24 protein-coding genes are annotated in these 25,216 nt (G+C 64.2%); 6 read left to right on the forward strand and 18 right to left on the reverse strand.

All coding sequences use genetic code 11. From position 1 onward, the window contains the following. Positions 1-669 precede the first annotated feature (669 nt). The gene (locus S4A8_RS00005; protein ID WP_353218530.1) at positions 670-1,797 is read left to right on the forward strand and encodes an MBL fold metallo-hydrolase; all 1,128 of its coding nucleotides are present in this window, start codon (positions 670-672) and stop codon (positions 1,795-1,797) included. Between the two features lie 7 nt (positions 1,798-1,804). Here the strand turns inward: S4A8_RS00005 and guaB are convergent, their stop codons facing one another. Continuing rightward, positions 1,805-3,271 carry an IMP dehydrogenase gene (guaB, locus tag S4A8_RS00010; RefSeq protein WP_353218925.1) on the reverse strand — a complete coding sequence of 489 codons (1,467 nt, stop codon included), beginning with the start codon at positions 3,269-3,271 and terminating at the stop codon, positions 1,805-1,807. Between the two features lie 248 nt (positions 3,272-3,519). Between guaB and xseA the strand changes: the two genes are divergently transcribed. Together xseA and S4A8_RS00020 are read left to right on the forward strand one after the other, a co-directional pair. After that, positions 3,520-4,890 (forward strand): exodeoxyribonuclease VII large subunit, encoded by a 1,371-nt coding sequence (xseA, locus tag S4A8_RS00015; RefSeq protein WP_353218531.1) that lies wholly within the window; start codon positions 3,520-3,522, stop codon positions 4,888-4,890. 98 nt (positions 4,891-4,988) lie between these two features. Further along, entirely contained in the window at positions 4,989-6,086 is a 1,098-nt protein-coding gene (locus S4A8_RS00020; protein ID WP_353218532.1) for an SH3 domain-containing protein, read from the forward strand. Positions 6,087-6,538: 452 nt separating this feature from the next. Here the strand turns inward: S4A8_RS00020 and der are convergent, their stop codons facing one another. From der to S4A8_RS00090, 14 genes are all read right to left on the reverse strand, one after another. Then, positions 6,539-7,885: a ribosome biogenesis GTPase Der gene (der, locus tag S4A8_RS00025; protein WP_353218533.1), complete on the reverse strand. Its 1,347-nt coding sequence runs from the start codon at positions 7,883-7,885 to the stop codon at positions 6,539-6,541. 56 nt (positions 7,886-7,941) lie between these two features. Then, positions 7,942-9,126 carry an outer membrane protein assembly factor BamB gene (bamB, locus tag S4A8_RS00030; RefSeq protein WP_353218534.1) on the reverse strand — a complete coding sequence of 395 codons (1,185 nt, stop codon included), beginning with the start codon at positions 9,124-9,126 and terminating at the stop codon, positions 7,942-7,944. Further along, complete coding sequence (locus S4A8_RS00035) at positions 9,123-9,791, reverse strand: YfgM family protein (RefSeq protein ID WP_353218535.1); 669 nt, start codon at positions 9,789-9,791, stop codon at positions 9,123-9,125. The genes bamB and S4A8_RS00035 overlap by 4 nt, the downstream gene beginning before the upstream one ends. 75 nt (positions 9,792-9,866) lie before the next feature. Further along, positions 9,867-11,141, reverse strand: a complete 1,275-nt coding sequence (hisS, locus tag S4A8_RS00040) for a histidine--tRNA ligase (RefSeq protein WP_353177324.1) — start codon at positions 11,139-11,141, stop codon at positions 9,867-9,869. A gap of 16 nt (positions 11,142-11,157) precedes the next feature. Further along, entirely contained in the window at positions 11,158-12,198 is a 1,041-nt protein-coding gene (locus S4A8_RS00045) for a helix-turn-helix domain-containing protein (RefSeq protein WP_353218536.1), read from the reverse strand. Continuing rightward, the gene (gene pilW, locus S4A8_RS00050; RefSeq protein WP_353218537.1) at positions 12,198-12,920 is read right to left on the reverse strand and encodes a type IV pilus biogenesis/stability protein PilW; all 723 of its coding nucleotides are present in this window, start codon (positions 12,918-12,920) and stop codon (positions 12,198-12,200) included. Before pilW ends, S4A8_RS00045 begins: the two co-directional genes overlap by 1 nt. A gap of 26 nt (positions 12,921-12,946) precedes the next feature. Next, positions 12,947-14,128, reverse strand: a complete 1,182-nt coding sequence (rlmN, locus tag S4A8_RS00055) for a dual-specificity RNA methyltransferase RlmN (protein ID WP_353177318.1) — start codon at positions 14,126-14,128, stop codon at positions 12,947-12,949. A gap of 22 nt (positions 14,129-14,150) precedes the next feature. Then, positions 14,151-14,576 carry a nucleoside-diphosphate kinase gene (gene ndk, locus S4A8_RS00060; RefSeq protein WP_353177316.1) on the reverse strand — a complete coding sequence of 142 codons (426 nt, stop codon included), beginning with the start codon at positions 14,574-14,576 and terminating at the stop codon, positions 14,151-14,153. A 132-nt stretch (positions 14,577-14,708) separates the two neighbouring features. Then, entirely contained in the window at positions 14,709-15,056 is a 348-nt protein-coding gene (locus tag S4A8_RS00065; RefSeq protein ID WP_353177315.1) for a HesB/IscA family protein, read from the reverse strand. Between the two features lie 28 nt (positions 15,057-15,084). Next, positions 15,085-15,468 carry an iron-sulfur cluster assembly scaffold protein gene (locus S4A8_RS00070; RefSeq protein WP_353218538.1) on the reverse strand — a complete coding sequence of 128 codons (384 nt, stop codon included), beginning with the start codon at positions 15,466-15,468 and terminating at the stop codon, positions 15,085-15,087. Next, on the reverse strand, positions 15,465-16,631 hold the full coding sequence (locus tag S4A8_RS00075) for a cysteine desulfurase family protein (RefSeq protein ID WP_353177312.1): 1,167 nt from the start codon (positions 16,629-16,631) through the stop codon (positions 15,465-15,467). Before S4A8_RS00075 ends, S4A8_RS00070 begins: the two co-directional genes overlap by 4 nt. After that, positions 16,628-17,791 (reverse strand): cysteine desulfurase family protein, encoded by a 1,164-nt coding sequence (locus S4A8_RS00080; RefSeq protein ID WP_353177311.1) that lies wholly within the window; start codon positions 17,789-17,791, stop codon positions 16,628-16,630. The genes S4A8_RS00075 and S4A8_RS00080 overlap by 4 nt, the downstream gene beginning before the upstream one ends. A gap of 39 nt (positions 17,792-17,830) precedes the next feature. Next, positions 17,831-18,556 carry a serine O-acetyltransferase gene (gene cysE / locus S4A8_RS00085; protein ID WP_353218539.1) on the reverse strand — a complete coding sequence of 242 codons (726 nt, stop codon included), beginning with the start codon at positions 18,554-18,556 and terminating at the stop codon, positions 17,831-17,833. Positions 18,557-18,668: 112 nt separating this feature from the next. After that, entirely contained in the window at positions 18,669-19,487 is an 819-nt protein-coding gene (locus tag S4A8_RS00090) for an RNA methyltransferase (RefSeq protein ID WP_353177307.1), read from the reverse strand. 100 nt (positions 19,488-19,587) lie between these two features. Here S4A8_RS00090 and S4A8_RS00095 point away from each other — a divergent pair, with 100 nt between their 5' ends. The 3 genes from S4A8_RS00095 to S4A8_RS00105 are packed head-to-tail and all read left to right on the forward strand — an operon-like array spanning position 19,588 to position 21,074. After that, positions 19,588-20,379, forward strand: coding sequence for an inositol monophosphatase family protein (locus tag S4A8_RS00095; RefSeq protein WP_502950688.1), 792 nt, complete (start codon positions 19,588-19,590; stop codon positions 20,377-20,379). A 56-nt stretch (positions 20,380-20,435) separates the two neighbouring features. Further along, positions 20,436-20,792: a DJ-1/PfpI family protein gene (locus S4A8_RS00100; RefSeq protein ID WP_353218541.1), complete on the forward strand. Its 357-nt coding sequence runs from the start codon at positions 20,436-20,438 to the stop codon at positions 20,790-20,792. A 51-nt stretch (positions 20,793-20,843) separates the two neighbouring features. Next, entirely contained in the window at positions 20,844-21,074 is a 231-nt protein-coding gene (locus tag S4A8_RS00105) for a type 1 glutamine amidotransferase family protein (RefSeq protein WP_353218542.1), read from the forward strand. Positions 21,075-21,202: 128 nt separating this feature from the next. On the opposite strand, the gene S4A8_RS00110 is transcribed toward S4A8_RS00105, so the two are convergent. The 3 genes from S4A8_RS00110 to secD all read right to left on the reverse strand — a co-directional run bounded on the left by S4A8_RS00110 (position 21,203) and on the right by secD (position 25,183). Beyond that, complete coding sequence (locus S4A8_RS00110; RefSeq protein ID WP_353218543.1) at positions 21,203-21,706, reverse strand: GNAT family N-acetyltransferase; 504 nt, start codon at positions 21,704-21,706, stop codon at positions 21,203-21,205. A 636-nt stretch (positions 21,707-22,342) separates the two neighbouring features. Next, positions 22,343-23,284 (reverse strand): protein translocase subunit SecF, encoded by a 942-nt coding sequence (secF, locus tag S4A8_RS00115; RefSeq protein WP_353218544.1) that lies wholly within the window; start codon positions 23,282-23,284, stop codon positions 22,343-22,345. Between the two features lie 45 nt (positions 23,285-23,329). After that, positions 23,330-25,183, reverse strand: coding sequence for a protein translocase subunit SecD (gene secD / locus S4A8_RS00120; protein WP_353218545.1), 1,854 nt, complete (start codon positions 25,181-25,183; stop codon positions 23,330-23,332). Positions 25,184-25,216: the final 33 nt, after the last annotated feature.

Consider the following 25,216-nt stretch of genomic DNA (forward strand, 5'->3'; position numbering starts at 1 on the left):
TGGCGAACAAGAACGCCCGCATTCTCTGGGCGCTGATGTACAGCGGCGACCGCTATCGCGCGGGCTGAGCCATGCGTGTGCACACGATCATCAAAGCCACACACAGCAATAGCCAAGGTCTGTGTATGCACTGACACCCGATCACGCGGTGCTCTGAATCGGTCACCGCCACGTGTCGGCAATCGCGACTGATGAACAACAGGTCAAACCGACGCCCTTGAAACGCCGACTAAGCCACAGGCCTGCGAGGCCGATAGGTCGATTGTGCGCTCGGGCGTACGAATACTCATCAAGGCCCGGCACCCAAGGATGTGCCAACACCGAGGCCGAATATACGGACGCCGCCTGCTCTGTTGATGATCGTGGTTGCTTACCGGAGCGGATCCATATACGGCTTAGGCCGTAAGCCGACACGCCTACCGTTCGAACGCTTGGCCCTGCGTCGAGGCGACCTTTTCGGCGTCGACGCGCCCGCTCTTCCAGATGACGCGCGGCCGATTCCACCTTAGCGGCGATCGACCTCGCAGCCGGTTCAGCGCGGCGGCCGTCCCCATGCTTTGACAAAGCCCGTTCGCTTGGGCCTTATGGTGCCAAAGGCTTTTCGCAAAAGGTTGCCATGCGGTTTCGACGCGCTTTTCCTGCCGAGCCGGCCCGCGGGCGGCGCAGGCGATGAACACCAGTGCTCGACGCGGCAAACAGACACCCCGCTGGCTGACCGGGCCGGCGCGGCAGCGCACCCGCTTCTGCGAGACGCCCGTCTTTCGCAAAGGCCTGTATGCGCTGGGTTCGCACAGCCACGCCTGGATGGTGCCCAACGGGTCCTGGGGCGAGACGAACACCGGGCTGGTGGTCTGCGGCAACCAGACCGTGCTCATCGATACCTGCTGGGACGTCCGCACGACCCAGGCCATGCTCGACGGCGCTTCGGATCTGCTGCGCGATGCGCCCATCGAGCACGTGATCAACAGCCATGCCGATGGCGACCACTGGTGGGGCAATCAGCTGCTGGCGGGCCGCCATATCATCGCCACCGATGCCTGTATCTCTCAAATGGACGAGCTCAAGCCGAACAGCTTGCGTGCTCTGTCCGCAGCCAGCCATGGACTCGAATTCGTGCCCGGCCTGGGGCCGTTTTCCCGCTACATGCGCGGGATGTTCGCGCCCTACGATTTTGCCGGCATACGGCTGACCTACCCCAACGACTCGTTCAGCGGGCGTCATACGCTCACGGTGAGCGGGGTAACGCTCGAACTCATCGAACTCGGCCCGGCCCATACCGAAGGCGACTATGCCGTATTCGTGCCCGACGAGCGCGTGGTGTATGCCGCCGATGTGCTGTTCGTGGGCGCTACGCCGCTGGCCTGGGCAGGGCCGATCGCGAACGTGACGGCCGGCCTCGAACGCCTGCTGGCACTCGAGGCCGATGTGTTCGTGCCGGGCCACGGGGCAATCGCGGACCGGGCCGACGTGCAGCAGGCACTCGATTACTGGGATTTCATTCAGAACGCGCTGTACGCGGAGAAGCAACGGGGCCGGTCGCCGCTCGAAGCGGCTCAGGCCGTGGCCGCAAGCGACACCTTCAAGCGCCAGCCGTTCGCCGGTTGGGACTCGCCGGAGCGCATCGTGACCAACGCCTTCACCCTGTATCGCGACTGGGGCGTGGCGTTACGCGATCTGCCCGAACCGCTGGGCCGGCTGAATATCCTGCGTCGCCAGGCCGATCTGGCCCGGGCCATGCCGGGCGCCTGCCCGGCCTGCATGCATGGCGCCATGAAGGCGGCCTCACGACAGGCGTGAAGCCGCCTTAGTCCACGCGGTAGTTGGGCGCTTCCTTGACGATATGCACGTCGTGGACGTGCGATTCCTTCACGCCCGCCGCGGTGATCTGTACGAAACTCGGCTGGGTGCGCATCTCGCTGATGTTGTGGCAGCCGGTATAGCCCATGGCGGCGCGCAGCCCGCCAATCAGCTGGTGGACGATGCCGCCCACCGGGCCCTTGTAGGGCACGCGGCCTTCGATGCCTTCGGGCACGAGCTTCTGAATTTCTTCGGACGGGTCCTGGAAGTAGCGATCGGCCGAGCCGGAATCACCGCTCATCGCGCCCAGCGAGCCCATGCCGCGATAGGCCTTGTACGAGCGGCCCTGGTAGAGCTCGATATCGCCCGGCGCTTCTTCGGTGCCGGCGAACATACCGCCGATCATCACCGCATAGGCGCCGGCGGCGATCGCCTTGGCCAGATCGCCCGAATAGCGAATACCGCCATCGGCGATCAACGGCACATCCGTGCCTTCGAGCGCGGCCGCAACATTGGCCACCGCCGAAATCTGCGGCACGCCGATACCGGCCACGATACGCGTGGTACAGATCGAACCGGGGCCGATACCCACCTTGACCGCATCCACGCCGGCTTCGACCAGCGCTTTGGCGCCCTCGGCCGTGCCCACATTGCCGCCAATGATCTGCAGGTCACCAAAGCGCTGCTTGAGCTGGCGCACGGTATCCAGCACGCCGGAGGAATGGCCGTGGGCGGTATCCACCACCACGACGTCCACACCGGCTTCGGCCAGTGCCTGAACACGGGCAAAGGTTTCCGGGCCGGGGCCGACCGCCGCGCCTACGCGCAGGCTGCCCTGGGCATCCTTGCAGGCGTTGGGGAAGTCGGAGGACTTCTGGATGTCCTTGACGGTGATCATGCCGCGCAGCTCGAAGTCGTCGTTGACCACGAGCACCTTCTCGATGCGGTGCTGATGGAACAGCCCGAGGATTTCCTCGCGGTCCGCGCCTTCGCGCACGGTGACGAGTTTTTCCTTGGGCGTCATCACGCTGGTGACCGGCGCATCGAAACGGGTCTCGAAGCGAAGATCCCGGCTGGTGACAATACCCACCGGCACGCCCGCGTCGACCACCGGCACGCCGGAAATCCGGCTGCGACGGGTGAGTTCGAGTACTTCGCGGATGGTGGCATCGGGACCGACCGTGATCGGGTCCGAGATCACGCCGGATTCGTATTTCTTGACCGTTCGTACGTGCTGGGCCTGCACTTCCGGGGGCATCGATTTATGGATGATGCCAATACCGCCTTCCTGGGCCAGCGCGATCGCCAGACCTGCCTCGGTGACCGTATCCATCGCCGCCGACACCAGCGGCAGGTTGAGCGTGATGGTGCGGGTCAGACGCGTGGACAGGTCGACGTGGCGCGGCAGAACGTCGGAATAGGCGGGCTGGAGCAGGACGTCGTCGAACGTGAGGGCTTGCTCGCTGATTCTCAGGGACATAGGCTCGCCGGCAGTGGGCGGCTTTACGTGAGCCGTATCGCCGCCGCAAAGACCGCGGATTATAAAGCAAGACCCGCGCCTTTCATACACGCCAGGCACAGGCCGGGCCATGCTTTCGCGCCGGGTGGCATGGCGTACCGTCTGCGCGGGTCTGCTGCAGCGATTTTGCGCGATTGGCTTGCGCACAATGAACTGGCGCCGCCCTGCGCGGTCCATGCACCAACCGGGATGAACGATATTTCATGAGCCGCCCAGCCTCCGATTCGCGCATCGTTTTCAGCGTCAGCGAGCTGAACGCTTCCGTGCGTCAACTGCTCGAACACAGCTACGGCCTGCTCTGGGTGGAAGGCGAAATCTCCAATCTCGCGCGCCCGCGCTCGGGGCATATGTATTTCAGCCTCAAGGACGGCGATGCGCAGGTACGCGCAGCGCTGTTTCGCAACAAGGCACGGCTGATGCGTACGCCGCTGGCCGATGGCGATCTGGTGCGTGTACGCGCGCGTGTCAGCCTGTATGCGGCGCGTGGCGATTATCAGCTCATCGTCGAACATGTCGAACCCGCCGGCGACGGCGCGCTGCGTCGCGCCTTCGAACAGCTCAAGGCCAAACTGGATGCCGAAGGGCTGTTCGCGGCCGAGCGCAAGCGCGCCCTGCCCGCCACGCCCGCGCGTATCGGTGTCATCACCTCCGCCACCGGGGCGGCGATTCGTGACGTGCTGAGCGTGATCGCACGGCGCTTTCCGCTCGGCGCGGTACGTGTCTACCCGGTGCCGGTACAGGGCGACGCGGCGCCGCCGGCTATCGTTGATGCGCTGACCCGTGCCAGCGCACGCGCCGATTGCGACGTGTTGCTGCTGGTGCGCGGCGGCGGTTCGCTCGAGGACCTGTGGGCCTTTAACGACGAAAACGTCGCCCGCGCGATCGTGGCCAGCCGAATTCCGGTGATTTCGGGTGTGGGCCACGAAGTGGATGTGACCATCGCCGACTTCGCAGCCGATGTCCGTGCCGCCACGCCGTCGGCCGCGGCCGAGCTTGTCTGTCCGGATCTGAGCGCCTGGCAACAGACACTGCCGCGCCTGGCCGCGCAGCTCGAGCGCCGTATGGGCCTGCGGCTATCACAATCGCATCAGACACTGGCGACGCTGCAGGCGCGCCTGGCCCGCCAGCACCCACGCCGGCGTTTAGAAGTGCCGATGCAGCGTCTGGACGTGGCCGACCAGCGGCTGCAGCGCGCCCTGCACCAGCGCCTGGGGCGGGCGCGTGAGCGGCTCGTTGCACTGACCCAGCGCTTGCAGCGCGCTTCGCCGCAGCGCCAGCTTTCCAACCTGCAGAGCGCGCACGAAGCGCGTGTCAACCGCCTGCAGCGTGCCATGCAAAGACAGCTCGAACAGGCGGATTTACGCCTGCGCAATGCCGCCCGCGGCCTGCACGCGGTCAGCCCGTTACAAACGCTCGAACGCGGGTATGCTATCGCTCGCGACGACCATAACCATGTGCTGCGATCGGCCGATACACTCACCACGGGCGATGCCGTCCACGTGGTTCTGGCCAAAGGCCGGCTGGACTGCGAGGTGCGCGAAATCCATACCGGCTCGGAGGAACACGCACCCTGAGCCATGCCGCAGGGCCGGCGGCGCGTGACGCGAGGGGTACGCAAGCCGGCCGTACGACCACCACAACCCGACACACTAGATAAAGGGGTTCTCGATTTATGCTGCTACCTTCGCAGGCCGCGATTCGCGGCCGCTCCACCGTCGTCGCCGCGTTCGCGGCGGCATTGCTGCTACTGGGCGGCTGTGCCGGCCCGCGTATTGTCACGCCCGAACCACCGCCGATTCCCGACGGCGGCGCGGCCGTGCCCGAACAGAATGAAATCGTGCTCACCGACGGCACGCAACTCGTTGCCGACGCGCCCTGGGGCCGTATCAAGATCGAGGCCGGTCCGGGCCTGCGTCGTGTCTATACCTGGCGCGGCAATCGCCGTGGCGTAGTGCTCGAGCCGCGCGAAGAACGCTTTGCCGGCAGCATGGGCATCCATTTCGAAGGCACGCCCCCCGTGTGGGCGCCAGCCGACGGAATTACCAAGGTCGATCTCGAAGAAGGCCAGCGCCGCTTCGAAAATGTCGACGATGCCATGATCTGGATGCAGATCCGGCGCCTGCGCTACAGCTATACCAACGACGGTCTGGTCGTCGGCTGGAAACCCAATGGCGATACGCTGGAGGTCGAACTCTGGCAGTTTTATATCGACGGCAAGAAGCCCACCAGTCTGCCAGGCGCCGAAGACAGCCGGATCGCCCTCGGGCCGGTCGAAGTGGTGCCCCAGAAGATGACACCCCATCTGGTGTTCTCGGACGGCCATACCGAGCCCTATACCACCGAAACCGCGGCCAAGCATTCCGGCGCCCGCGCCGAGCGCACAGCCAGTACGGCCAGTACGGCGGCCATCTCCTGTAATTGGTTCCAGCGCACCTTTACCGATTGCAGTGAGCGAGCTGAAGCGGCGGCGAAAGCAAAAGCCCAGGCCGAAGCCGAGGCAAAAGCAAAAGCCGAGGCCGAGGCGGCAGCCGAAGCCGAGCGCGCTGCGGCGGCCGACGCGAAAACCCCGCCGCCGCCCGAGTATCCGTCGGCGACGATCAGCGGTAAGACGGTCAATATCCGCGCGGGATCGAGCACGAATTCCAAGGTGCTGTTCCAGGCCAAGGAAGGCGACGCGGTTGAAATCCTGAAAGCGGATAAAGGCTGGCGTTACGTGAAATTCGAAGACGACCGTAAAGGCTGGGTGGCTGACTTCCTGCTCAAGAAATAGCCAGAAAGTCATCGCACCGCCGCCAGCGCATCAGCCTGGCTGGCAGAAAAACCCGCGTCGCATGACGCGGGTTTTTTTTGCCAATGATCTGCGGGTCGAATCGTGCGTGAATGGGCGATTCGAATGCGTCGTGCGATGAGCCGACGCCCAGCGGGCGCTGGTGCACTTAGCAGTCTTAGCAGCCGCGCGCGTTATACCAACGCATCAGGCGCATCAACAGCGCCTTTCGACTGAGGCTTGTCGTCGATCCGCAGGCCGCGACTGCACGCAGCGACAGGCCCACACCATGCCCAAGCTGCGCAGCGCGAAGAGCCCTGTTAGCTCAAACGTGCCCGCCGCGGCATGCGCCGTATGCACGAGCGGTTTACTGTCTGGTTTGCGTCGGCAGAAATAGCTAGGCGTGCTGCCGCGGGCCGGTCGCGCACATGATTCACGCGCGCTTGAAGCGCCCGTCAGGAGCGTTTTCGTTTGCTGCCGCGTTGTACGTAGGGATTGTCGCTGTTCTTGAACACCAGATGGATCGGCGTGCCGAACAGGTCGAACTTTTCCCGGAAACGGCGCATGAGATAGCGCTTGTATTCGTCGGACAAGCGCTGGGTCTGGTTGCCGTGGATGACGATCGTCGGCGGGTTGCGCCCGCCCTGATGGGCATAGCGCAGTTTGATGCGTCGCCCGTGGATCGCCGGCGGCGAATGCGCTTCCACCGCGTCTTCGAGCGTGCGTGACAGCGCGTTCGTACTCAGTTCGGCAAACGCTGCCTTGTGCGAGGCCTGGATGGCGTCCATCAGATCCCGCAGGCCGGAGCCGTGCAGTGCAGAGATGAACAGCAACGGCAGATAATCGAAAGCACCGATACGTTTGACCAGTTCGGCGTGCAGTTTTTCGCGCTGCTTGGCTTCGAGCCCATCCCATTTATTGACCGCGATCACCGCCGCCCGGCCGCGCTCGACCGCCATGTTCAACAAACGAATATCCTGGGTCGACAGGCCGCTGGCGGCATCGAGCATGACGATGACGATCTGCGCGGCCTCCATGGCCTGCATGGCCTTGACCACGCTGACTTTCTCTACATCGTCGTCGATGCGCGCGCGGCGTCGGATACCGGCGGTATCGACGATCACATAGGGCTTGTCGTCGAAACTGAACTCGCTGGCCACGGCATCGCGGGTGGTGCCCGGCGCGTTCTGGGTGAGCATGCGCGTTTCGCCCAGCAGCCGGTTAACCAGCGTCGACTTGCCCGCATTCGGCCGGCCCAGCAGGGCCAGACGAATGGCATCGCGATGATGGGGCAGCACCTGGGCGCGCGGTGCCGGCAGATGATCGAATACATAAGCCAGCAGCAGCGATATGCGATCGCCATGGGTGGCCGACACCGCCCACGGGTCGCCAAACGCCAGCGCATGGAATTCGGCCACCGCGGTCGCACCCACCTGGCCTTCACTTTTGTTGACGACCACATGCACGGGCCGATCGATACGGCGCAACTGTTCGGCAATGGTTTCGTCGCCGGCCATCAGGCCCTGGCGCGCGTCGACCACGAACAGCACCACATCCGCCTCTTCGAGCGCGGCGCGGGTCTGGGCCAGCGCCTGGCTGTCGATATCCTCGTCATCTTGGCCGATACCGCCGGTATCCACCACGATATACCGCCGACCGTCATAGTTGGCGAAGCCGTAGTGGCGATCGCGGGTCACGCCCGGCTGATCGGCCACCAGCGCATCGCGGCTGCGCGTGAGCCGATTGAACAACGTCGACTTGCCCACGTTGGGCCGGCCGACCAGCGCAAGCACCGGCAGCACCGTCGGCGTCGGTGTTTCGCTGATCTGTTCGAAATCGGGTTCGTCGGTAGCGATGACTAGCGCTCGTCGCGGGGCGTAAAGGAAAGCAAGGCGACTTCGCCGTAGGCGCCCACCACGAGCACGCGATCGCCCACCACCAGCGGCTGCGAACGAATCGGCTCATCGAAAGGGCGTCCGCGCGCAATCACGCGGCCGTCATCCGACGACAGCCAGTGCACATAGCCATCGTAGTCGCCAACCACCAGATCACCGGCCAGCAGCGCCGGGCCGCTGAGCTTGCGGTACTTGAGCCCGTCCTGCTGCCAGCGCTCGCCGCCGGTCAGACGATTGATTGCCCAGACCACGCTGTTGCGGTCGACCGTATAGATATTGCGTTCATCCAGGGCCAGCGCATCTTCGGAGGCCACTTCATGGCGCCAGCGCACACGACCCGAGGTGGTCGACAGCGACGCCAGCTGCCCGCCGGCGCTCACCGCATAGAGTTCGTTATCGACCACCAGCGGATTGGCATCGATATCGACGATGCGCTCCAGCTCGGAGCGACCGCTGGGGAACGCCACTGTCTGCGACCAACGCTCTTCGCCCGTGGCGACATCCAGTGCGATCACGTTGCCGTTGTCCAGACCGGCATACACGGTATCGCCCACTAACACGGGCGAGGAGGTACCGCGCAGGGTCAGCGTGGGCACGTTGCGCTCGATCGTCCAACGGCGCTGGCCATTGGCCATGTCGAGGGCGATCAGGCGTCCGTCGAGCGTACGCACGATCGCCACCTGGTCGTTGGCGGCCGGGGCAGACAGGATTTCGCTATCCAGCGAGGCCGTCCATTCGCGTTCACCGGTAGCCGCCGACAACGCGACCACCTGGCCGTCGCGCGAGCCCAGCAACAACAGACCGCGGGCCAGCGACGGCCCGGAGATCAGACGGTCGCCGGTACGCGAGCGCCAGATCTTGCGCCCGGTGGCCAGATCCAGGGCCATGACGTAGCCGTCCTGGTTGCCCACATAGACCCGATCGCCATCGACGACCGGCACGAAACCGCTGACATAATCGCCCGCGCCCTCGCCTGCATCGGTCTTCCAGAGCGTGTCCATGCGATAGGCCGGCGCCTCGAGCGTGGTCAGCGGCGTCGGCTCGGCCACATTGGCGGATCCACCACAGGCGGTAAGCACCGCGCTGCTGGCGGCCAGCACAATCGCGGCCCCCGTGCTACGAAAGAAACGGTTGTGTCGTTGTTTCATGATGAAGCGCTGTTCGAGTCGGTCGGCGCGTCGGCGGCATCGGCCGGCGCGTTGTCGGCAATCTTGGTTTCGAGCGCACGGCTGGCGATATCCGCCGGCAGGCTTTCGAGCGCGATCTGATACGCCTTGTAGGCGCCTTCGCGATCACCGCGGGCAGCTAGAATATCGCCGCGTGCTTCGGCATAAAGCGCGTTGAACGCATCCGGATGCGCTTGATCGAGCAGTGCCAGGGCATCGTCGGGCTTGTCCTGGGTCCATAGCAGGCGCGCCATGCGTACCCGCGCGATATGCGCCACGCCTTCGTTGGCGGCATTTTCGCTGGCCCAGCCCAGCTGTTCGCGGGCCTTGTCGTAGTCCTGCTGCTCGACGTAGATGCCGGCCAGGCGCAAGGCCGCGTCGGCGGCATAGGGTGTACCGGCATAATCGGCTTTAAGCCGTGCCACGGCGTCGAGCGTGCTGTCGTCGACACTATCGCCAGCCAGGCCTTGTTCGACCTGCTGATAGACATCGGCGGCCTGGGTGGCCTGGCGCTGCTGATACCACTGCCAGCCCTGCCAGCCAACGATCACCGCCAGGCCGAGCACCACCCCGATCACCAGCGCCGAGCCGTTGCTCTCCCAGAAGCGTTTGAGGCCGTTCATCTCGTCGTTGTCGAATTCGGACATGCGTTGCGCTTTGCTTTGTTATTGGTCGAAGAACACGAAAAACTACAGACTCCGGATCGCCCGTGTCGTTCCCGGCTAGCCCGCGAGCAGCGCGGCGATCCGCGCGGCCGCGCCATCGATGGCCACGCGTTCCTGTTCACGGGCATCGGTGAGCGGCTTGATCTGGATTTCGTCGGCGGCGGCTTCATCGTCGCCGAAAATCAGCGCCAGCTGAGCCCCGCTCTTGTCGGCACGCTTGAACTGCGACTTCATGCTGCCGCCGCCGGCATGCACACGCAGGCGCAGATCGGGCAGCGCATCACGGAGCGCCTCAGCCAATGCCGGCACCCGCGCCGCGCTCGTTTCGCCGGTGTGAATGAGATAGACCTGCGGCTTGAGATCGTCCAGCGCCACGTTCTGATCGAGCATGAGCGCGATCAGACGTTCCACCCCGAGGGCAAAGCCCATGGCCGGCGTGGCACTGCCACCCAGCTGTTCGACCAGACCGTCGAAACGCCCGCCCGAGCAGACCGCATCCTGCGCGCCCAGATCGGGGGTGATCCACTCGAACACGGTACGGGTGTAGTAATCCAGCCCGCGTACGAGCCGCGGGTTGATGGTGTACTCGATGCCGAGCGCTTCCAGGCCCTGGCACAGTCCATCAAAATGCTCGGCCGACTCGGCGCCCAGATATTCGCGCAGCGTGGGCGCATTGGCCACCAGATCGGCCATGGCCGGGTTCTTGGTATCGAGAATACGCAACGGGTTGCGATCCAGGCGGCGCTTGCTGTCTTCGTCGAGCGTATCGAAGTGGGCGCTGAAATAGGCATGTAGCGCATCACGATAATCGGCGCGCTCGTCGGGCGTACCAAGGGTGTTGATTTCCAGGCGCATGCCGGTCACGCCCAAAGCCGCGAACAAGCGTGCGGCCATGGCGATCTGTTCGATATCCACATCGGGGCCGGTCTGGCCGAAGGCCTCGACACCGAACTGGTGGAACTGGCGATAGCGCCCCTTTTGCGGGCGCTCGTAGCGAAACATCGGCCCGGTGTACCACAGCCGTTGTGTGGCGTTGTGCAGCAGCCCGTGTTCGATACCGGCACGCACCGCACCCGCCGTGCCTTCCGGACGCAACGACAACGACTCGCCGCCGCGGTCCTCGAAGGTATACATCTCTTTTTCGACGATATCGGTGACTTCGCCTACGGCACGCTTGAACAGACCCGTACGCTCCATGATCGGCAGGCGGATCTGTTCGTAGCCGTAGCCGGCGAACACACGCGCGGCGACCCGCTCGAGCGTGGCCCAGGCGGCGTTGTCGGCCGGGAGGATGTCGTTCATCCCGCGGATGGACTGGATACGCTGGCTCATGAATCGAACGAACTTCTTAGCTGTCGCGGGCTTCGACGGTCAGTCGGGCGGTGCTGTTGCTGGTGGTCTGCGACTTGATATCGACATCCTCGCCGCCGATGGTCATGGAGACCCCCGGCGCATAACCGAGCGTGATCCGGTACGGCGCCTGGCCATCGAATTCGCGGCTGTCGCCGGCGTCGTAGATGCCGGTGAGCAAACGCGAGCCATTGGCATCGCGGATGTCCACCCAGGAGCGATCGGTAAAGGTCACCACCAGATGATTGGCGGCCACCTGCGGCTCGGGTGCCGCGGCCTGTTCGCGCTGGCGCCGCTCGGCCTCGCGGTCGATGCCGAGCGTGTCATTGACGTTACGTCCGCCCATGCGCTGGCCCGTGCTCGCCCCGGCGGCGGCCGCGCCGCTCTGACCGCTGGCGCTATTGCTCGAACCACTGCTGCCCGGCCCGGGCGAAACACGCAGGCTGGTGCCCGAATCGCGCGAACTGCGCGTCGAGCTCACCCCACCGCCGGTGGCGCTGCTGTTGCCGCTGCCGATAGTGGGCCGTTCGCCGCCTTCGGAAATGCCGGCGGTAACGCTGCCGCTGGCCGCGCCGTTTTCGTCGGGCATTTCGGCATCAGGCATGAAGATGAAGATCGCGCCGATCACCGCCAGCAGCACGACCAGACCGATCGCACCGAACGCGCGCCAGTTGGGCGGCGTCACGTCCTGGGGCACGACTTCCACCGCCGCCGGCTGGGCCGTGGGCGAGGATGTCTTCTTGCCGCCCCAGGCAGCGTAGGCAGCCATCATGCGCTCGGTGTCGATATCCAGCACCTTGGCGCACTGGCGATAGTACCCGCCAGCGAAAATGGGCTGCGAGAGCTCGTCGAACTGGTTGTTTTCCAGTGCATGGACGGCCTTCTCGGAAAGCTTCGTCTCTGCGCACAGATCCTCGACGGACCAGTCGTGGGCGAGACGCGCTTCGCGCAGCATTCCACCCGGCGACTGCATGTCCGAACGGCTCCGACCGGCGCGTTCGCCAATGCGTTCTTCGGAAGACTCTGTCGATTCGTTCATCAGCGCGATTGCTCCAGTTGGCGCAGCGACAACGTCGCACTCGGGTCGCGGGCGTTATGGCGCTCGACATAGACCGCAGCAGCGTCACGATCGCCCAGGGCGAGTTCGATGCGTGCCGCCAGCAACAGCTGCTCGGCATCGAGCTGGGCCACGGAATCGGCGCGCTCGTTGAACGCGCGGGCACGTAAAAAGTCGCCCTGTTCGAACATCAGCCGGGCCATGCCGGTCAGCGCGGTCAGTTGATCGGGATCCAGCGCCAGCGCTTGACGATAATGCTGCTCGGCGGCCTCGGCACGGCCCGCACGGTGCAGGCACAGCCCGGCGTTGGCCATGGCATCGGCCCGGCCGGGGTAGCGTTCGTTGCCGGCGGCGCGTTCGAAATAGCGCACCGCGCGGTCGACGTCGCCCTCCTTGCACAGAAACGCGGCATAGCTGTTATAGATGGCCGCGTTGGGTTGTAGCGCCAGCGTCTTTTCGTAGTAGCGACGCGCATCCTCGGTCTCACCGAGGCGATCGTTGACCACGGCCATGCCCCAGTTCGCCGTGGTGTTGCTACTGTCATACTTGAGTGCGCGCTGAAAACGCGACAAGGCGTTTTCGTTATCTTGCTTGCGCAGGAAATCGGCACCGAGGTTCGCGTTGGCCTCGGCCGCGCGCTGATTGTCCACTGCGTTGGCGCCACCGGCACAGCCAGCCAGCGCGACGAGCATGGACAGGAGCACGACAACCGCTCCCCAACGCAGCCTGCTCATACCGGTGTCGCCCGCTTGCTCTCGACCCGGATCGGCACATCACGAAAATGGCGTTTCTGCTTGCTGCGTACGCGGCCCACCAGCTGACCGCAGGCGGCGTCGATATCGTCGCCGCGGGTGCGTCGGACCGTGGTACGCAGACCCTTGTTGTGCAACATGTCCTGAAAACGGCGAATTCGAGCCTCGTCGGGCCGAGTATAGCCGCTGCCATCGAAGGCATTGAACGGAATCAGATTGATCTTGGCCGGCCGATCCGCCAACAGGCGTACCAGCGCACGCGCCTGTTCGGGGTTGTCGTTTACGCCGTTGAGCAGTACGTATTCATAAACCACGTGCGCCCGGCGCTGCTTGTCCTGAACATAGCGATCGCAGGCGCCCATGAGCTCGGCCAGCGGGTACTTGCGATTGATCGGCACGAGTTCGTCGCGCAGTTCGTCGGTTGGCGCATGCAGCGATACCGCCAGAGCCACGTCGACTTCTTCGCGCAGACGATCCATGAACGGCACCATACCCGAAGTCGAGACCGTAACCCGTCGTTTCGACAGGCCAAAGCCGTAATCGTCGAGCAGGATACGAATCGCCGGCACCACCGCGCGGTAGTTGGCCAGCGGCTCACCCATGCCCATGAACACGATATTGGATAACGCCCGTTCGCCGTGGACCAGCCCCTGGGCGCGCAGATCGTGCTCGGCCATCCAGACCTGGCCGACGATCTCGGCGGTGGTCAGGTTGCGATTGAGCCCCTGCTTGCCGGTGGCACAGAAGGAACAATCCAGCGCACAGCCGATTTGCGACGAGATACACAGCGTCGCCCGATCAGCTTCCGGGATGTACACCGCCTCGATGGCGTTGTCCGGATCCAGATCCTCGGTGACCGCGAGCAGCCACTTGCGAGTGCCATCGCTGGCTTTCTGTTCGCGGATCTTGGCCGGCGGGCGAATCTCGGCGATGTCGGGCAGACGCTCACGCAGCGCCTTGGACAAATCCGTCATCGCCGAGAAATCGGTCACGCCGCGGGCATAGATCCACTGCATGACCTGCTTGGCCCGAAACGCCGATTCGCCATGTTCACGAAAAAAGGCCGACATGGCCTCGCGATCCAGGCCGAACAGGTTCACGCGCGCGGTTTTCGCCGGCGTTGTGGCAGTGTCGGTGGTGTCGCTGACGATCGTACTCATGAGCGAATAGCGCGGTTGCGAACTAGCGCGGGCAGAGGCCGTCCTGCCCGAAGAAGAAAGCGATTTCCTGCTCGGCGGTTTCCGGCGCGTCCGAGCCGTGCACGGCGTTGGCGTCGATGGAATCGGCAAAGTCGCCACGGATGGTGCCGGCTTCGGCTTCCTTGGGGTTGGTCGCGCCCATCAGGTCGCGGTTCTTGGCGATGGCGTTTTCGCCTTCCAGCACCTGCACCATGACCGGGCCGGAAATCATGAACGACACCAGGTCGTTGAAAAAGCCACGCTCCGAGTGCACGGCATAGAACTTTTCCGCGTCCTCGCGGGACAGCTGAACCATGCGCGCGCCGATGATGCGCAGATCCGCTTTTTCGAAGCGAGAAAGAATCTCGCCGATCACGTTCTTGGCAACGGCATCGGGCTTGATGATGGACAGGGTGCGCTCAACGGCCATGGGGTCTCCCAATTAAAAACTTCGAAATCGCGTAGAAGATTGATTCACACCAGCAACAGGCTGGCGCGATAGCTAACCTCCCATTGTAGCGTTTCGAAGCGCGGCTTGTCAGGCGCGCGCCGCAGCGCACGACTAGACGGTAAACGACTCGCCGCAGCCGCAGGCGTTCTTGGCATGGGGATTTTCGAACCGGAACATGCGGTTAAGTCCTTCCGAGCGAAAATCCAGCGTGGTGCCCTGCAAGACCGGCATATGCTTGCGATCGACTACCACCTTGGCGCCATGGGCTTCGAAGACCTCGTCCTCGGCGCCAATATCGTCGGCATAGTCCATGGTGTACATATACCCGCTACAACCGGACTTGCGTACACCCACCCGCAAGCCGAGGCCACTGCCACGCTTGGCGAGCTGGCTTTTGATCCGTTCGGCCGCAGCCGCGGTCAGGGTTATCTGCTCGGGTTCGACTAGCGTTTCACTCATGGCGTCATCATCCCAGATAAACGAAGCGTTATTCCAGTGCACGCAACGCATCGGCCAGTGCATCGAGCACCAGCAGCGCGGCGTAGCGCTCGGCCGGGGCCAGCCCCAGCGCCTGTTCCAGATCGCGCCCGTCCAGGCAACGCGCCTGCGCGATCGTGCGCCCGGTGAGCTGCTCGCAGAGCCAGTCCGCACTGGCAATTGCCACCGGCGGGCCGAATGCGGCAAACGCGGCCGTGGCGATACGCGCGGCTGAGGCCTGGCCATCGACCGCGAGGTAGATGGCACAGCGCGCATCGGCGCCGGGCGTATCCGCGCGACCCATACCTTGCCATTGCATAATGACACAATCGGCAAGCGCGTGTCGCGGCGCGAGAAACCGCGCCTGCCAGGCAGGCGTTGGCGTAGCGCTCATGCGGCCTCCGCGATCGCGCGCAGACGCGTCACCTCGTCGATAAAACGCCGCGCGGCCTGATCGATCTGTTCGGGCGTGGTCGCCCCGCCCAGCGAAAAGCGGATACTCGCGCCCGCCTCGCGCGGCGTGCGGCCCATCGCCCGCAAGACGTAGGACGACTGGCCCTTGGCGGCGCTACAGGCCGCGCCCGAGGAAATCGCCAGCGCGGGCGTGCCCTCGGTCAGGCCCAGCAAGAGCGCGTCGCCGTGGATACCGGCCACGCTCACATTCAGAAACGGGGCGGCGGTATAGGCAGGCGCGCCATTGCGTACCACGCTATCGAGTTCGGCAAGCGCGTCCCATAGCCGATCGCGCAGTTCGCCCAGGCGTTGCTGTTCCGGGCGGCGCGTTGCCGCGACATGGGCGGCCGCCGCGCCAAAGCCGGCGATCTGGTGCGTGGCCAACGTACCGGAACGCAGCCCGCGCTGATGGCCGCCGCCATGCAGCTGCGCAGCGAGTCCGGTGCGCGGACGCACATACAGCGCACCGACACCTTTCGGCCCGCCGATCTTGTGAGCCGACAGCGACAGCAGGTCGATAGACATCGCCGCAACGTCGATCTCAAGCCGACCCAGACTCTGGGCGGCATCGACATGCAGGTACACGCCTCGCTCGGCACACAGTGAGCCGATGGCGGCGATATCCTGAATCACGCCGGTTTCGTTGTTCACATGCATGACCGAAACCAGGGTCGCCGCATCGTCGAGCGCGCTGGCCAGCGCATCGAGATCGATACGTCCCTCGGCATCGACCGCAAGCCGTGTAACCCGTGTGCCCTGCTTTTCCAGCCAGGCCAGCGTATCGAGTGTGGCGCTGTGTTCGGTGACCACGCTCACGATATGCGCCGGTGCGCCGGCGAAGGCGCTAACTCCCTTGAGCGCGAGGTTGATCGACTCGGTCGCCCCCGAAGTCCAGACCAGATCCTTGGGACGGGCGTTGATCAACGCGGCGAGCTGGTTCGCGGCGGTTTCGATGCACTGCGCGGCGACACGGCCCGGCCCGTGGGGCGAGGCGGGATTGGCATCGGCGTGCAACAGCGCATGCTGCATGGCCTCGATTACGCCCGGCGCCAGCGGCGCCGTTGCCGCATAGTCGAGATAGATCGCTTCGCCTGACGCGTTCATCCCAAGACAGAGGCGCTGATATTGCCCGGCATCACGCCGCCTCCGTCGGACAGACGGCCCAGGACAAGCAAAAACTGCTGAATGTCTTCCAGCGTATTCTGGGGCCCGAGACTGACCCGGATCGCACCGCGTGCGACCTCCGGCTCGATACCCATCGCCAGCAGCACCGGGCTCGGCTCGCCGGTGCCGGCAGCACAGGCCGACCCGGAGGATACGGCGATGCCCTCGCGATCGAGGAGCATGAGCAGGCCTTCACCGTCGTAGCCGGCCACCGCGAACTGGCTGGTATTGGGCAGCCGATCGGCCGCGGCCGAGAATCGGGTAATACCCGGCATGGCATCGAGCCCGATTTCCAGCTGATCGCGCAGTTCGCGCATATGCGCGATTTCGCCGGCGCGGTGGGCCTTAAGGCGTGCCGCGGCCGCGCCGAAGCCGACAATGCCCGCTACGTTGTAGCTACCCGAACGCAGCCCCTGCTCGTGGCCGCCGCCATGCACGAGCGGCGCCATATCCATATGTTTATCGACAATCAGCGCGCCCACGCCCTGCGGGCCCTGAATCTTGTGTGATGACAGGCTGGCGCAGTGCGCGCCGCTGGCTTGGAAATCGAAATCCAGCTTGCCCATCGCCTGGACGGCATCGGTATGCAGCCAAACGCCCGCGGCGCGCACGACGGCGGCGATCGCGGTCATATCCTGAAGCACGCCGGTTTCATTGTTGGCAACCATGATCGACACCAGCGCCACGTCGCCGGCGTCGAGCTGGCGCTCGAGATCGACGATATCGATACGGCCCTGGTCGTCGACCGCAATGCGATCAATCTGCCATCCGCTAAGTTCGAGCGACTCGGCGGCATCGGTAATCGCCGGATGTTCGATCGGCGAAATAAGCATGCGGGCGGGCTTGCGGGCCGCCGCGACGCCCTTGAGCGCCATGTTGTCGGCCTCGGTGCCGCCCGCGGTGAAAATCACCTGCGACGGATGCGCGTTCACGCACTCGGCTACCTGCGCACGGGCAGCGTCGACGGCCGCCCGCGCTTCGCGCCCGGCCCGATGCAGTGATGAGGCATTGCCGTGGCGCTCGGTCAGCCACGGCCGCATTGCCTCGAATACCTCGGGGTGTAGCGGCGTGGTCGCGTTGTGGTCGAAATAGATCGTCATAACGAAGCTCGTGCGCGCCGTCATCCAGCGCGCCGCTGGTCAGGCCTTATCGGTCTGGGATTCGGCCAGCTGTTCGGACAAGCGCTTGGTCAGCGCTTCCAGTTCGTCCTGGCGGCGTTCGAGCGAATCGATATGGTCGAGCATGGCATCGATGCCCGTGGCCACCGGGTCCGGCATATCCTGGGATACGCCGTAGGTGGAAAAGCCGATTCGATCCGCCGTCTCGCGGCGCCGGTCGGCGGGCGTGGCGTTCTTGCACTTGACCAGTTTCGCCGGCACACCCACGGCAGTGCAGCCGGGCGGTACTTCCTTGACCACCACGGCATTCGAGCCGATGCGTGCCCCGCTGCCCACGGTGAACGGGCCCAGCACCTTCGCCCCGGCACCGACCACCACGTCGTTTTCCAGCGTGGGGTGGCGCTTGCCGGGGTTCCAGCTGGTCCCGCCCAGGGTCACCCCCTGATAGAGCGTGACATCGTCGCCGATGACCGTGGTTTCGCCGATGACCACGCCAAAGCCGTGGTCGATGAAAAACCGCCGGCCAATGGTCACACCGGGGTGAATCTCGATGCCGGTCAGCCAGCGCGAGATATGCGACACAAAGCGCCCCAGCCAGGTCAGCCGGTGGGTCCAGCACCAGTGCGCCACGCGATGCCACCACAGGGCGTGCAGGCCCGGGTATGAAAAAATCACTTCCCAGACGCTGCGCGCAGCCGGATCGCGCTCGAAAATGGTGTGGATGTCCTCACGCATGCGCGAGATCATGAGATGCTCCGCGCCTCGAAGCGCCCGTCGATGGGTCGATGTGGGTGCATGCCGATATCCTCGTGCCGGTCGGGCATTGTTCCTGCGATATGCACTATTTCGGGTTTATCCGCTAAGGATCAAGTCCCCGCTCGTCGGTTGACTCGTTGTTGTTACGCACGGCCCCGCGCAGCGGTTGTCGACGCGGGTCCAGCGAACGCAGTGCACCGCGCAGGATATTGACCTCGATACGATCCGGCGCGGCCCGATTGAACAGCCGCCGCAGCCGGCGCATGAGATGCCCCGGATTGTCGGTATCCAGAAAACCGCTGGCCCCGAGTACCTCCTGCCAGTGGCCGTACAGGCCTTCCATATCCGCAGTGGTGACCGGTTCGTGCGCGGGCTCGGCCTCGGGGGTGTCGCCGGCGGCCATGCGCAGCTCGTAGGCCACTACCTGTACCGCCGCCGCGAGATTGAGCGAGCGATAGGCGGGATTGGTGGGCACCTGCAGGTGCAGCTGGCACAGATCCAGCTCCGCGTTTTCCAGCCCGCTGCGCTCACGCCCGAATACCAGCGCCACGTTCTGATCCCGCGCGAGTTCGATGGCTTTCACCGCCGCGCGGCGCGCATCCACGAGCGGCCAGTGCATATGGCGCCGACGCGCGCTCGCGCCGATCGCCAGCGTACAGTCGCCGATGGCCTGTTCCAGCGTGTCGTACACACGCGCCGCCTCGAGCACGTCGTCTGCGCCCGACGCACGCGCCTGCGCCTCGGGGTCGGGATAGCGTTCGGGGGCCACCAGCGCAAGGTCATGTAGACCCATGACTTTCATCGCCCGCGCGGCCGCACCGATATTGCCGGGATGCTGAGCCCCTACGAGCACGATACGCAGACGCGCCAGGCGGGATTCGTCAAATACCGCGGTTTCGTCCGGGGCAGCCGGCTCGCTCATGTTCGACTCTCGTATCAATACGGCGTGCAGATGGTACGCTACCCGGCTTTTCATGACTCGCCCGCGCGTACGTACGCCGGGTTCGATCAAGGATTTTTCGATGCAACCGTTGACCAACATCGCCGTCACCGCCGCCCGCCGGGCCGGTGGCGTGATTCTGGAGTACTACCGGCGCGGCGATACCGGCGAGGTTACCGCCAAGAGCGGTCGCAACGATTTCGTGACCGAGGCCGATCAGCGCGCCGAGAACACGATCATCGATACCATCAGTCGCGCCTATCCCGACCATGCCTTCATGGCCGAGGAGTCCGGCGAAAGCGGCGAGTCCGATACCGTGTGGATCATCGACCCGATCGACGGCACCGCCAACTTCATGGCCGGCATTCCGCATTTCTGTGTCTCGATCGCCTGTCAGATCAACGGCGTGATCGAACATGCCGTGGTCTACGATCCGGTCAAGGACGAGTTGTTCACCGCCGATCGCGGCGCCGGCGCCAGCCTGGACGGCAAGCGTATTCGCGTGACCCGCACCACGCGCCTGCGCCAGGCGCTGCTGGCCACCGGTTTTGCCTATCGCAAGAAGCAGGACATCGCCACCCACATGCCCGTGTTCAACCGACTGCTGTCGTCGAGCGCGGATATTCGCCGCGCCGGCTCCGCGGCACTCGATCTGGCCTATGTCGCCGCCGGGCGCCTGGATGGCTTCTGGGAAATGGGCCTTGCCCCATGGGACATGGCCGCGGGTCTGCTGCTGGTACGCGGCGCGGGCGGTATTGCCGGTGATATCAAGGATCAGGACCCACTCAAAACGGGCAATGTGATCGCCGCCAATCCCAAGCTCTATCCGCAGCTGATCGAAAAGATCGAACGCACCCCGCAGGGTGGCAGCTAGCTCGATAGTCTCGACGAGCGCATGATCGAACGTCGTTGAACAACACGAGGCGGGCCATGCGTTTCGGCTTTCTCATCTTCGATGGCGTGGAAGAACTGGACCTGCTCGGCCCGTGGGAACTCGTGGGCGTATGGGCCGAGTACTTCGACGGCCCGGGCGAACGTCTGCTCGTGGCCACCCAACCCGGCCCGGTTCGTTGCGCCAAGGGTCTGACGCTCACAGCCGACGTCGGCTTCGCAGATTGCCCGGTGCTCGACGTACTGCTGGTGCCCGGCGGACGCGGTACGCGCCGGGTGGTCGACGAAGCCGCGACCATCGCCTTCATCAGCGAATGTGCGAGCCAATGCCAGGCGCTGCTGTCGGTGTGTACCGGCGCCTTCCTGCTCCACCGGGCCGGCGTGCTCACCGGCTAACCCGCAACCACGCATTGGGCATCGCTCGATCGCCTGCGCGCGCTCGGGGACGTGGCTGTTCAGGAAACACGGTTCACCCACACAGGACACATCTGGACTTCCGCCGGGGTGTCGGCCGGCATGGACATGACGCTGGCCTTCATCGCCGACATCGCTGGCGAACGCACGGCCGGCGAAGTCCAGCGCTGGGCCGAGTATTATCCGGACGATCGGCGTTACGGGGATGCGCATCGGGCCAACGAATTGCCCGCTTATATCAAGGATTTCGAAGACGGCGAGTGAATCAAGCGCTGCGCAGGTTCGTTTGCGCGGCAAACCGTCATCAAATAGTTCCCAACGGTCGCTGCGCGATATCGCCGCGGCCAGGATCCCGAACCAGGCTGCATATGTTCTCGGGACGCACCGCCATTCTAGGACCACTCTTCCGACGTAATCGCATAGCGCTCGTGGTCGCGCCACTCGCCGTCGATCTTCAGATAGCGCGGCGAATAGCCTTCCAATCGAAAACCCAGTGACTTGACCAGACCGACAGAGCGCTCGTTGGCGGGTTGGATATTAGCCTCCAGTCGATGCAAGGCGTGGACGCCAAAACTGCGCGACACCACGACGGTCAAGGCGTTTTTCATAAGACCCTTGCCTTCGTTCGGGCTGGATGCGTAGTACCCGAGGTACGCAGATTGCAATGCGCCGCGCACAATTTCGTTCAGGTTGATACAGCCCACCAGCGTGCCGTTGCTGGCCATGGCCAGATAACTGCGATGCGTATCGCCTGCGTAGCGCTCCAGGTGCTTCGCGTATTTCTCTGGCGTGTCGGGCGGCGAAACCCAGCGCTTCAGGCCGGGTTGGCTGCGCCGGACAGCAGCCAGGAACGCCGACTGGTGCTCTTTGCCCGGGTGAAAGACCTCTATATCCATTTTCGTCACGATGAGCTACACGCGTATTCAGGACGTGTTTCGGTTGGGGAGGCAGCGGTTTACGGCAACTCGTGGCGAAATGTACATCGGGCGTAAAGCCCTAAATCTAACGGTCCGAGCCACGAGTCGCTGGGCACTCACGAGTTCATCGAAACCGAGGTTTCGCACTGCTGTGCGACTCCCTTTCGTTTGCTCGTCCAAACGAAAGGAAGCAAAGGAAAAGGCGCCCAGGTTACGCGTCGGCGCTACGCGCCGAACCACTGCGATGCTCAGGCCGAAGGGTGCGGCAAAAACTCGGGCGGCTTTGACCGCCCTCAAACACCTTGCCGCCCCGGCGCGGTGCGCCGGAAACCCTTCGGCCCTGTGCTTCTCGTTCGCTCCACACGGGGTGCGAATACAGGCGGCTAGCCCGTAGCGCGTCGCCCATACGACTATGTACTTGATACCGGGGCTGTGGCTGCGTTCTTGTCGGCTTACGCTTCGCTAAGCCGACCTACAAAAGCTGCAAGAGCTGCGTTCGCGCCGTGTGGTGGCGGTCGTAATCGGGCGCCTTCATTTGCGCTGTTGGCGTTTATTTGCGGACGTGTCTTGGAAGAACGAAGAGACGCGCGGCCCGGCCGCGACTCGACGCGCAACCTAGCGCGTCACCCGCGACGCCTTCTCGGCATCCTCTTCCTTGGGCGGGAACAGGTCCTGGCTGGTGATCTTGAGACGCAGGGCGAGCGCGCTGGCCACGAAGATCGAGGAATAGGTACCGATGAAGATGCCGATCAGCAGCGCAGTGGCGAAGCCGTGGATGACCTCGCCGCCCAGGAAGAACAGCGCCAGCAGGGTCAGAATGGTCGTGCCGGAGGTCATCAACGTACGCGACAGGGTCTGGTTGATGGAGGCATTGACCACTTCCACGGGCGTGGCCTTGCGCATGCGCCGGAAATTCTCGCGAATACGATCGAACACGACGATCGTGTCGTTGAGCGAGTAACCGATGACCGCGAGCAACGCAGCCAGTACGGTGAGATCGAAATCCAGATGGAACAGCGAGAATACGCCCAGCGTGATCAGCACGTCGTGCACGAGCGCCACTACCGCGCCGGTGGCCAGTTTCCAGTGGAAACGCACGATCACGTAGATGAGGATCGCGATCACCGTATACAGCAGCGCCAGGCCGCCCTTGTTAATCAGTTCGTCGCCGACCTGCGGGCCAACGAATTCCACCCGTCGTAGCTCCGCCGCGCTGTTTTCGGCCTGTAGCGATTGCATGACGCGGGTGCTCACATCCGAGCTATCGGCGCCCTCTTCGCTAGCCAGACGGATCATCACTGCATCGGATGAACCGAAATGCTGGACCGTGGCGCCCGGATAGCCACCGTCGTCGAGCGCGCCGCGAACCTCATCGAGGCCGACCGCCTGCGGATAACCGACCTCGATCACCACGCCGCCGGTGAAATCCACGCCGAACGAGAGTTTTTCCATCGAGAACGATACGAACGACACCAGAATCAGCAACGCTGAAAAAACGATGGCGTACTTGCCGTAGCTGATGAAGTCGATCGAGGTATTGGATTTGATCAGGCGCATTCGAGACTCGACTTGAGAGCAAAACGCAGGCGTGGCTCACGCATGCTAGATCGACAGTTTCTGTAACCGACGCCGACGACCGTAGACGAGATTGGCCATCGCACGGGTGCCGACGATCGCGGTGAACATCGAAGTGAGGATGCCCAGCGACAGGGTCACGGCAAAGCCCTTGATCGGGCCGGTGCCGAAACCGAACAGCACGATGGCGGCGATCAGCGTGGTGACGTTGGCGTCGGCAATCGATGAAAACGCCTTGTCGTAGCCGGACTTGATCGCCGACTGCGGCGTATTGCCGGCATCGAGTTCCTCACGTATTCGCTCGAAGATCAGTACGTTGGCGTCGACCGCCATACCCACGGTCAGCACGATGCCGGCAATACCCGGCAGCGTAAGCGTGGCCTGCAACAACGACAGCAGCGCGACGATGAGTACGAGATTCATCAAAAGGGCTGCGTTGGCGAACAGACCGAAACCGCGGTAATAGACCGCCATGAACACGATCACGAGCAGAAAGCCCACGATGACCGCCAGCCGGCCCTGGGCGATATTGTCGGCACCCAGGCTCGGGCCGATGGTGCGTTCTTCGACGATGTTCACCGGCGCGGCGAGCGCGCCGGCGCGCAGCAGCAGGGCCAGATCGTGGGCTTCGCCGCGTTCCAGGCCGGTGGTCTGGAAACGCTTGCCGAAGGCGCTGCGGATATTGGCCACGCTGATGACTTCTTCGACCTTCTTGCGCTCGCGGACTTCCTCGCCGTTCTCGTAGTGCGTGTCGATCCGGTTTTCGATGAACAGCACCGCCATCGGGTCGCCGACATGCGCCGAGGTGGTATCGAACATCTTGCTGGCGGCCTGACCGTCCAGGGTGACGAACACCGCCGGGCTACCGGTCTGCTGATCGAAACCCGAGGAGGCATCCACCAGCTGGTCGCCCGAGGCAATCACGTCGTCATCGAGCAGGATCGGCCGGCCGTCGCGGGTGTGATACAGCTCGGTGCCCGGCGGAATATTGCCGGTACGCTCGGCGGCCTGGGCATCCTGGCCTTGGGCGACCAGACGATATTCCAGTGTTGCCGTCTTGCCGAGCAACCGCTTGGCTTCGGCGGTGTCCTGAACGCCGGGCAACTCCACGACGATGCGCGAATCGCCCTGGCGCTGAACCAGGGGCTCGGCCACACCCAGCTCGTTGACACGATTACGCAGCGTGGTGAGGTTCTGCTGGAGCGCGAAGTCGGTAATGCGCTTTTGTTCGGTTTCCGTGAGCGTGGCAACAAGCGTGTTGTCGCTATTGGGCGCCTGATTGAAGTTCAGAACGCTGAACTCGCTGCCCAGCGCATCCCGGGCCTTGTCCATGGCCTGGGCATTGGGAAACTGCAGGCGCACCGCATCGCCATCGCGCGAGGCGCGACTGTAGCGAATCGATTCGTCGCGCAGGAAACGCGGAATATCGCGTGCGTAGCGGTCGTAGGTCTCATTGAAGACCGCTTCCATATCCACTTCGAGCAGGAAATGCACGCCGCCGCGCAGATCCAGGCCCAGCGCCATCGGCTCGGCGCCAAGCGCACGCAGCCAGTCCGGCGTGCTGGGCGCGAGGTTGAGCGCGATGGTGTAGTCGTCGCCGAGTTTGCGCTTGAGCACCCCGGCTGCACGCAGCTGGGCTTCGGTGTTCTTGTAGAGCGCGAGTAGACGCCCTTCTTCCAGGGTGATTTCTTCAGGCGCGACATCGGCATCGGTGAGCGTGGTCTTTACCCGCTGCACCAGCGCCGGGGTCGCGGCCTCACCGTCGGCGTCTGAAACCTGAACCGCCGGCTGTTCGCCGTAGATATTGGGCAGCGCATACAGCACACCCGCCGCCAGCACGAACAGCAGCAGGAGATATTTCCATAGTGGATAGCGATTCATAGGGCCCCGATGGACGGTCTACTCATGGCACCG

Origin of the sequence: Salinisphaera sp. S4-8 (assembly GCF_040361235.1) — a bacterium.
In the GTDB taxonomy this organism is placed as follows: Bacteria; Pseudomonadota; Gammaproteobacteria; order Nevskiales; family Salinisphaeraceae; genus Salinisphaera.

Coding starts and splice junctions, on each gene's coding strand:
- S4A8_RS00005 (WP_353218530.1), top strand. CDS start 670: ATGAACACCAGTGCTCGACGCGGCAAACAGACACCCCGCTGGCTGACC.
- xseA (WP_353218531.1), top strand. CDS start 3,520: ATGAGCCGCCCAGCCTCCGATTCGCGCATCGTTTTCAGCGTCAGCGAG.
- S4A8_RS00020 (WP_353218532.1), top strand. CDS start 4,989: ATGCTGCTACCTTCGCAGGCCGCGATTCGCGGCCGCTCCACCGTCGTC.
- bamB (WP_353218534.1), bottom strand. CDS start 9,126: ATGAAACAACGACACAACCGTTTCTTTCGTAGCACGGGGGCCGCGATT.
- S4A8_RS00035 (WP_353218535.1), bottom strand. CDS start 9,791: ATGTCCGAATTCGACAACGACGAGATGAACGGCCTCAAACGCTTCTGG.
- hisS (WP_353177324.1), bottom strand. CDS start 11,141: ATGAGCCAGCGTATCCAGTCCATCCGCGGGATGAACGACATCCTCCCG.
- S4A8_RS00045 (WP_353218536.1), bottom strand. CDS start 12,198: ATGAACGAATCGACAGAGTCTTCCGAAGAACGCATTGGCGAACGCGCC.
- rlmN (WP_353177318.1), bottom strand. CDS start 14,128: ATGAGTACGATCGTCAGCGACACCACCGACACTGCCACAACGCCGGCG.
- ndk (WP_353177316.1), bottom strand. CDS start 14,576: ATGGCCGTTGAGCGCACCCTGTCCATCATCAAGCCCGATGCCGTTGCC.
- S4A8_RS00065 (WP_353177315.1), bottom strand. CDS start 15,056: ATGAGTGAAACGCTAGTCGAACCCGAGCAGATAACCCTGACCGCGGCT.
- S4A8_RS00070 (WP_353218538.1), bottom strand. CDS start 15,468: ATGAGCGCTACGCCAACGCCTGCCTGGCAGGCGCGGTTTCTCGCGCCG.
- S4A8_RS00075 (WP_353177312.1), bottom strand. CDS start 16,631: ATGAACGCGTCAGGCGAAGCGATCTATCTCGACTATGCGGCAACGGCG.
- S4A8_RS00080 (WP_353177311.1), bottom strand. CDS start 17,791: ATGACGATCTATTTCGACCACAACGCGACCACGCCGCTACACCCCGAG.
- cysE (WP_353218539.1), bottom strand. CDS start 18,556: ATGATCTCGCGCATGCGTGAGGACATCCACACCATTTTCGAGCGCGAT.
- S4A8_RS00090 (WP_353177307.1), bottom strand. CDS start 19,487: ATGAGCGAGCCGGCTGCCCCGGACGAAACCGCGGTATTTGACGAATCC.
- S4A8_RS00095 (WP_502950688.1), top strand. CDS start 19,588: ATGCAACCGTTGACCAACATCGCCGTCACCGCCGCCCGCCGGGCCGGT.
- S4A8_RS00100 (WP_353218541.1), top strand. CDS start 20,436: ATGCGTTTCGGCTTTCTCATCTTCGATGGCGTGGAAGAACTGGACCTG.
- S4A8_RS00110 (WP_353218543.1), bottom strand. CDS start 21,706: ATGGATATAGAGGTCTTTCACCCGGGCAAAGAGCACCAGTCGGCGTTC.
- secF (WP_353218544.1), bottom strand. CDS start 23,284: ATGCGCCTGATCAAATCCAATACCTCGATCGACTTCATCAGCTACGGC.
- secD (WP_353218545.1), bottom strand. CDS start 25,183: ATGAATCGCTATCCACTATGGAAATATCTCCTGCTGCTGTTCGTGCTG.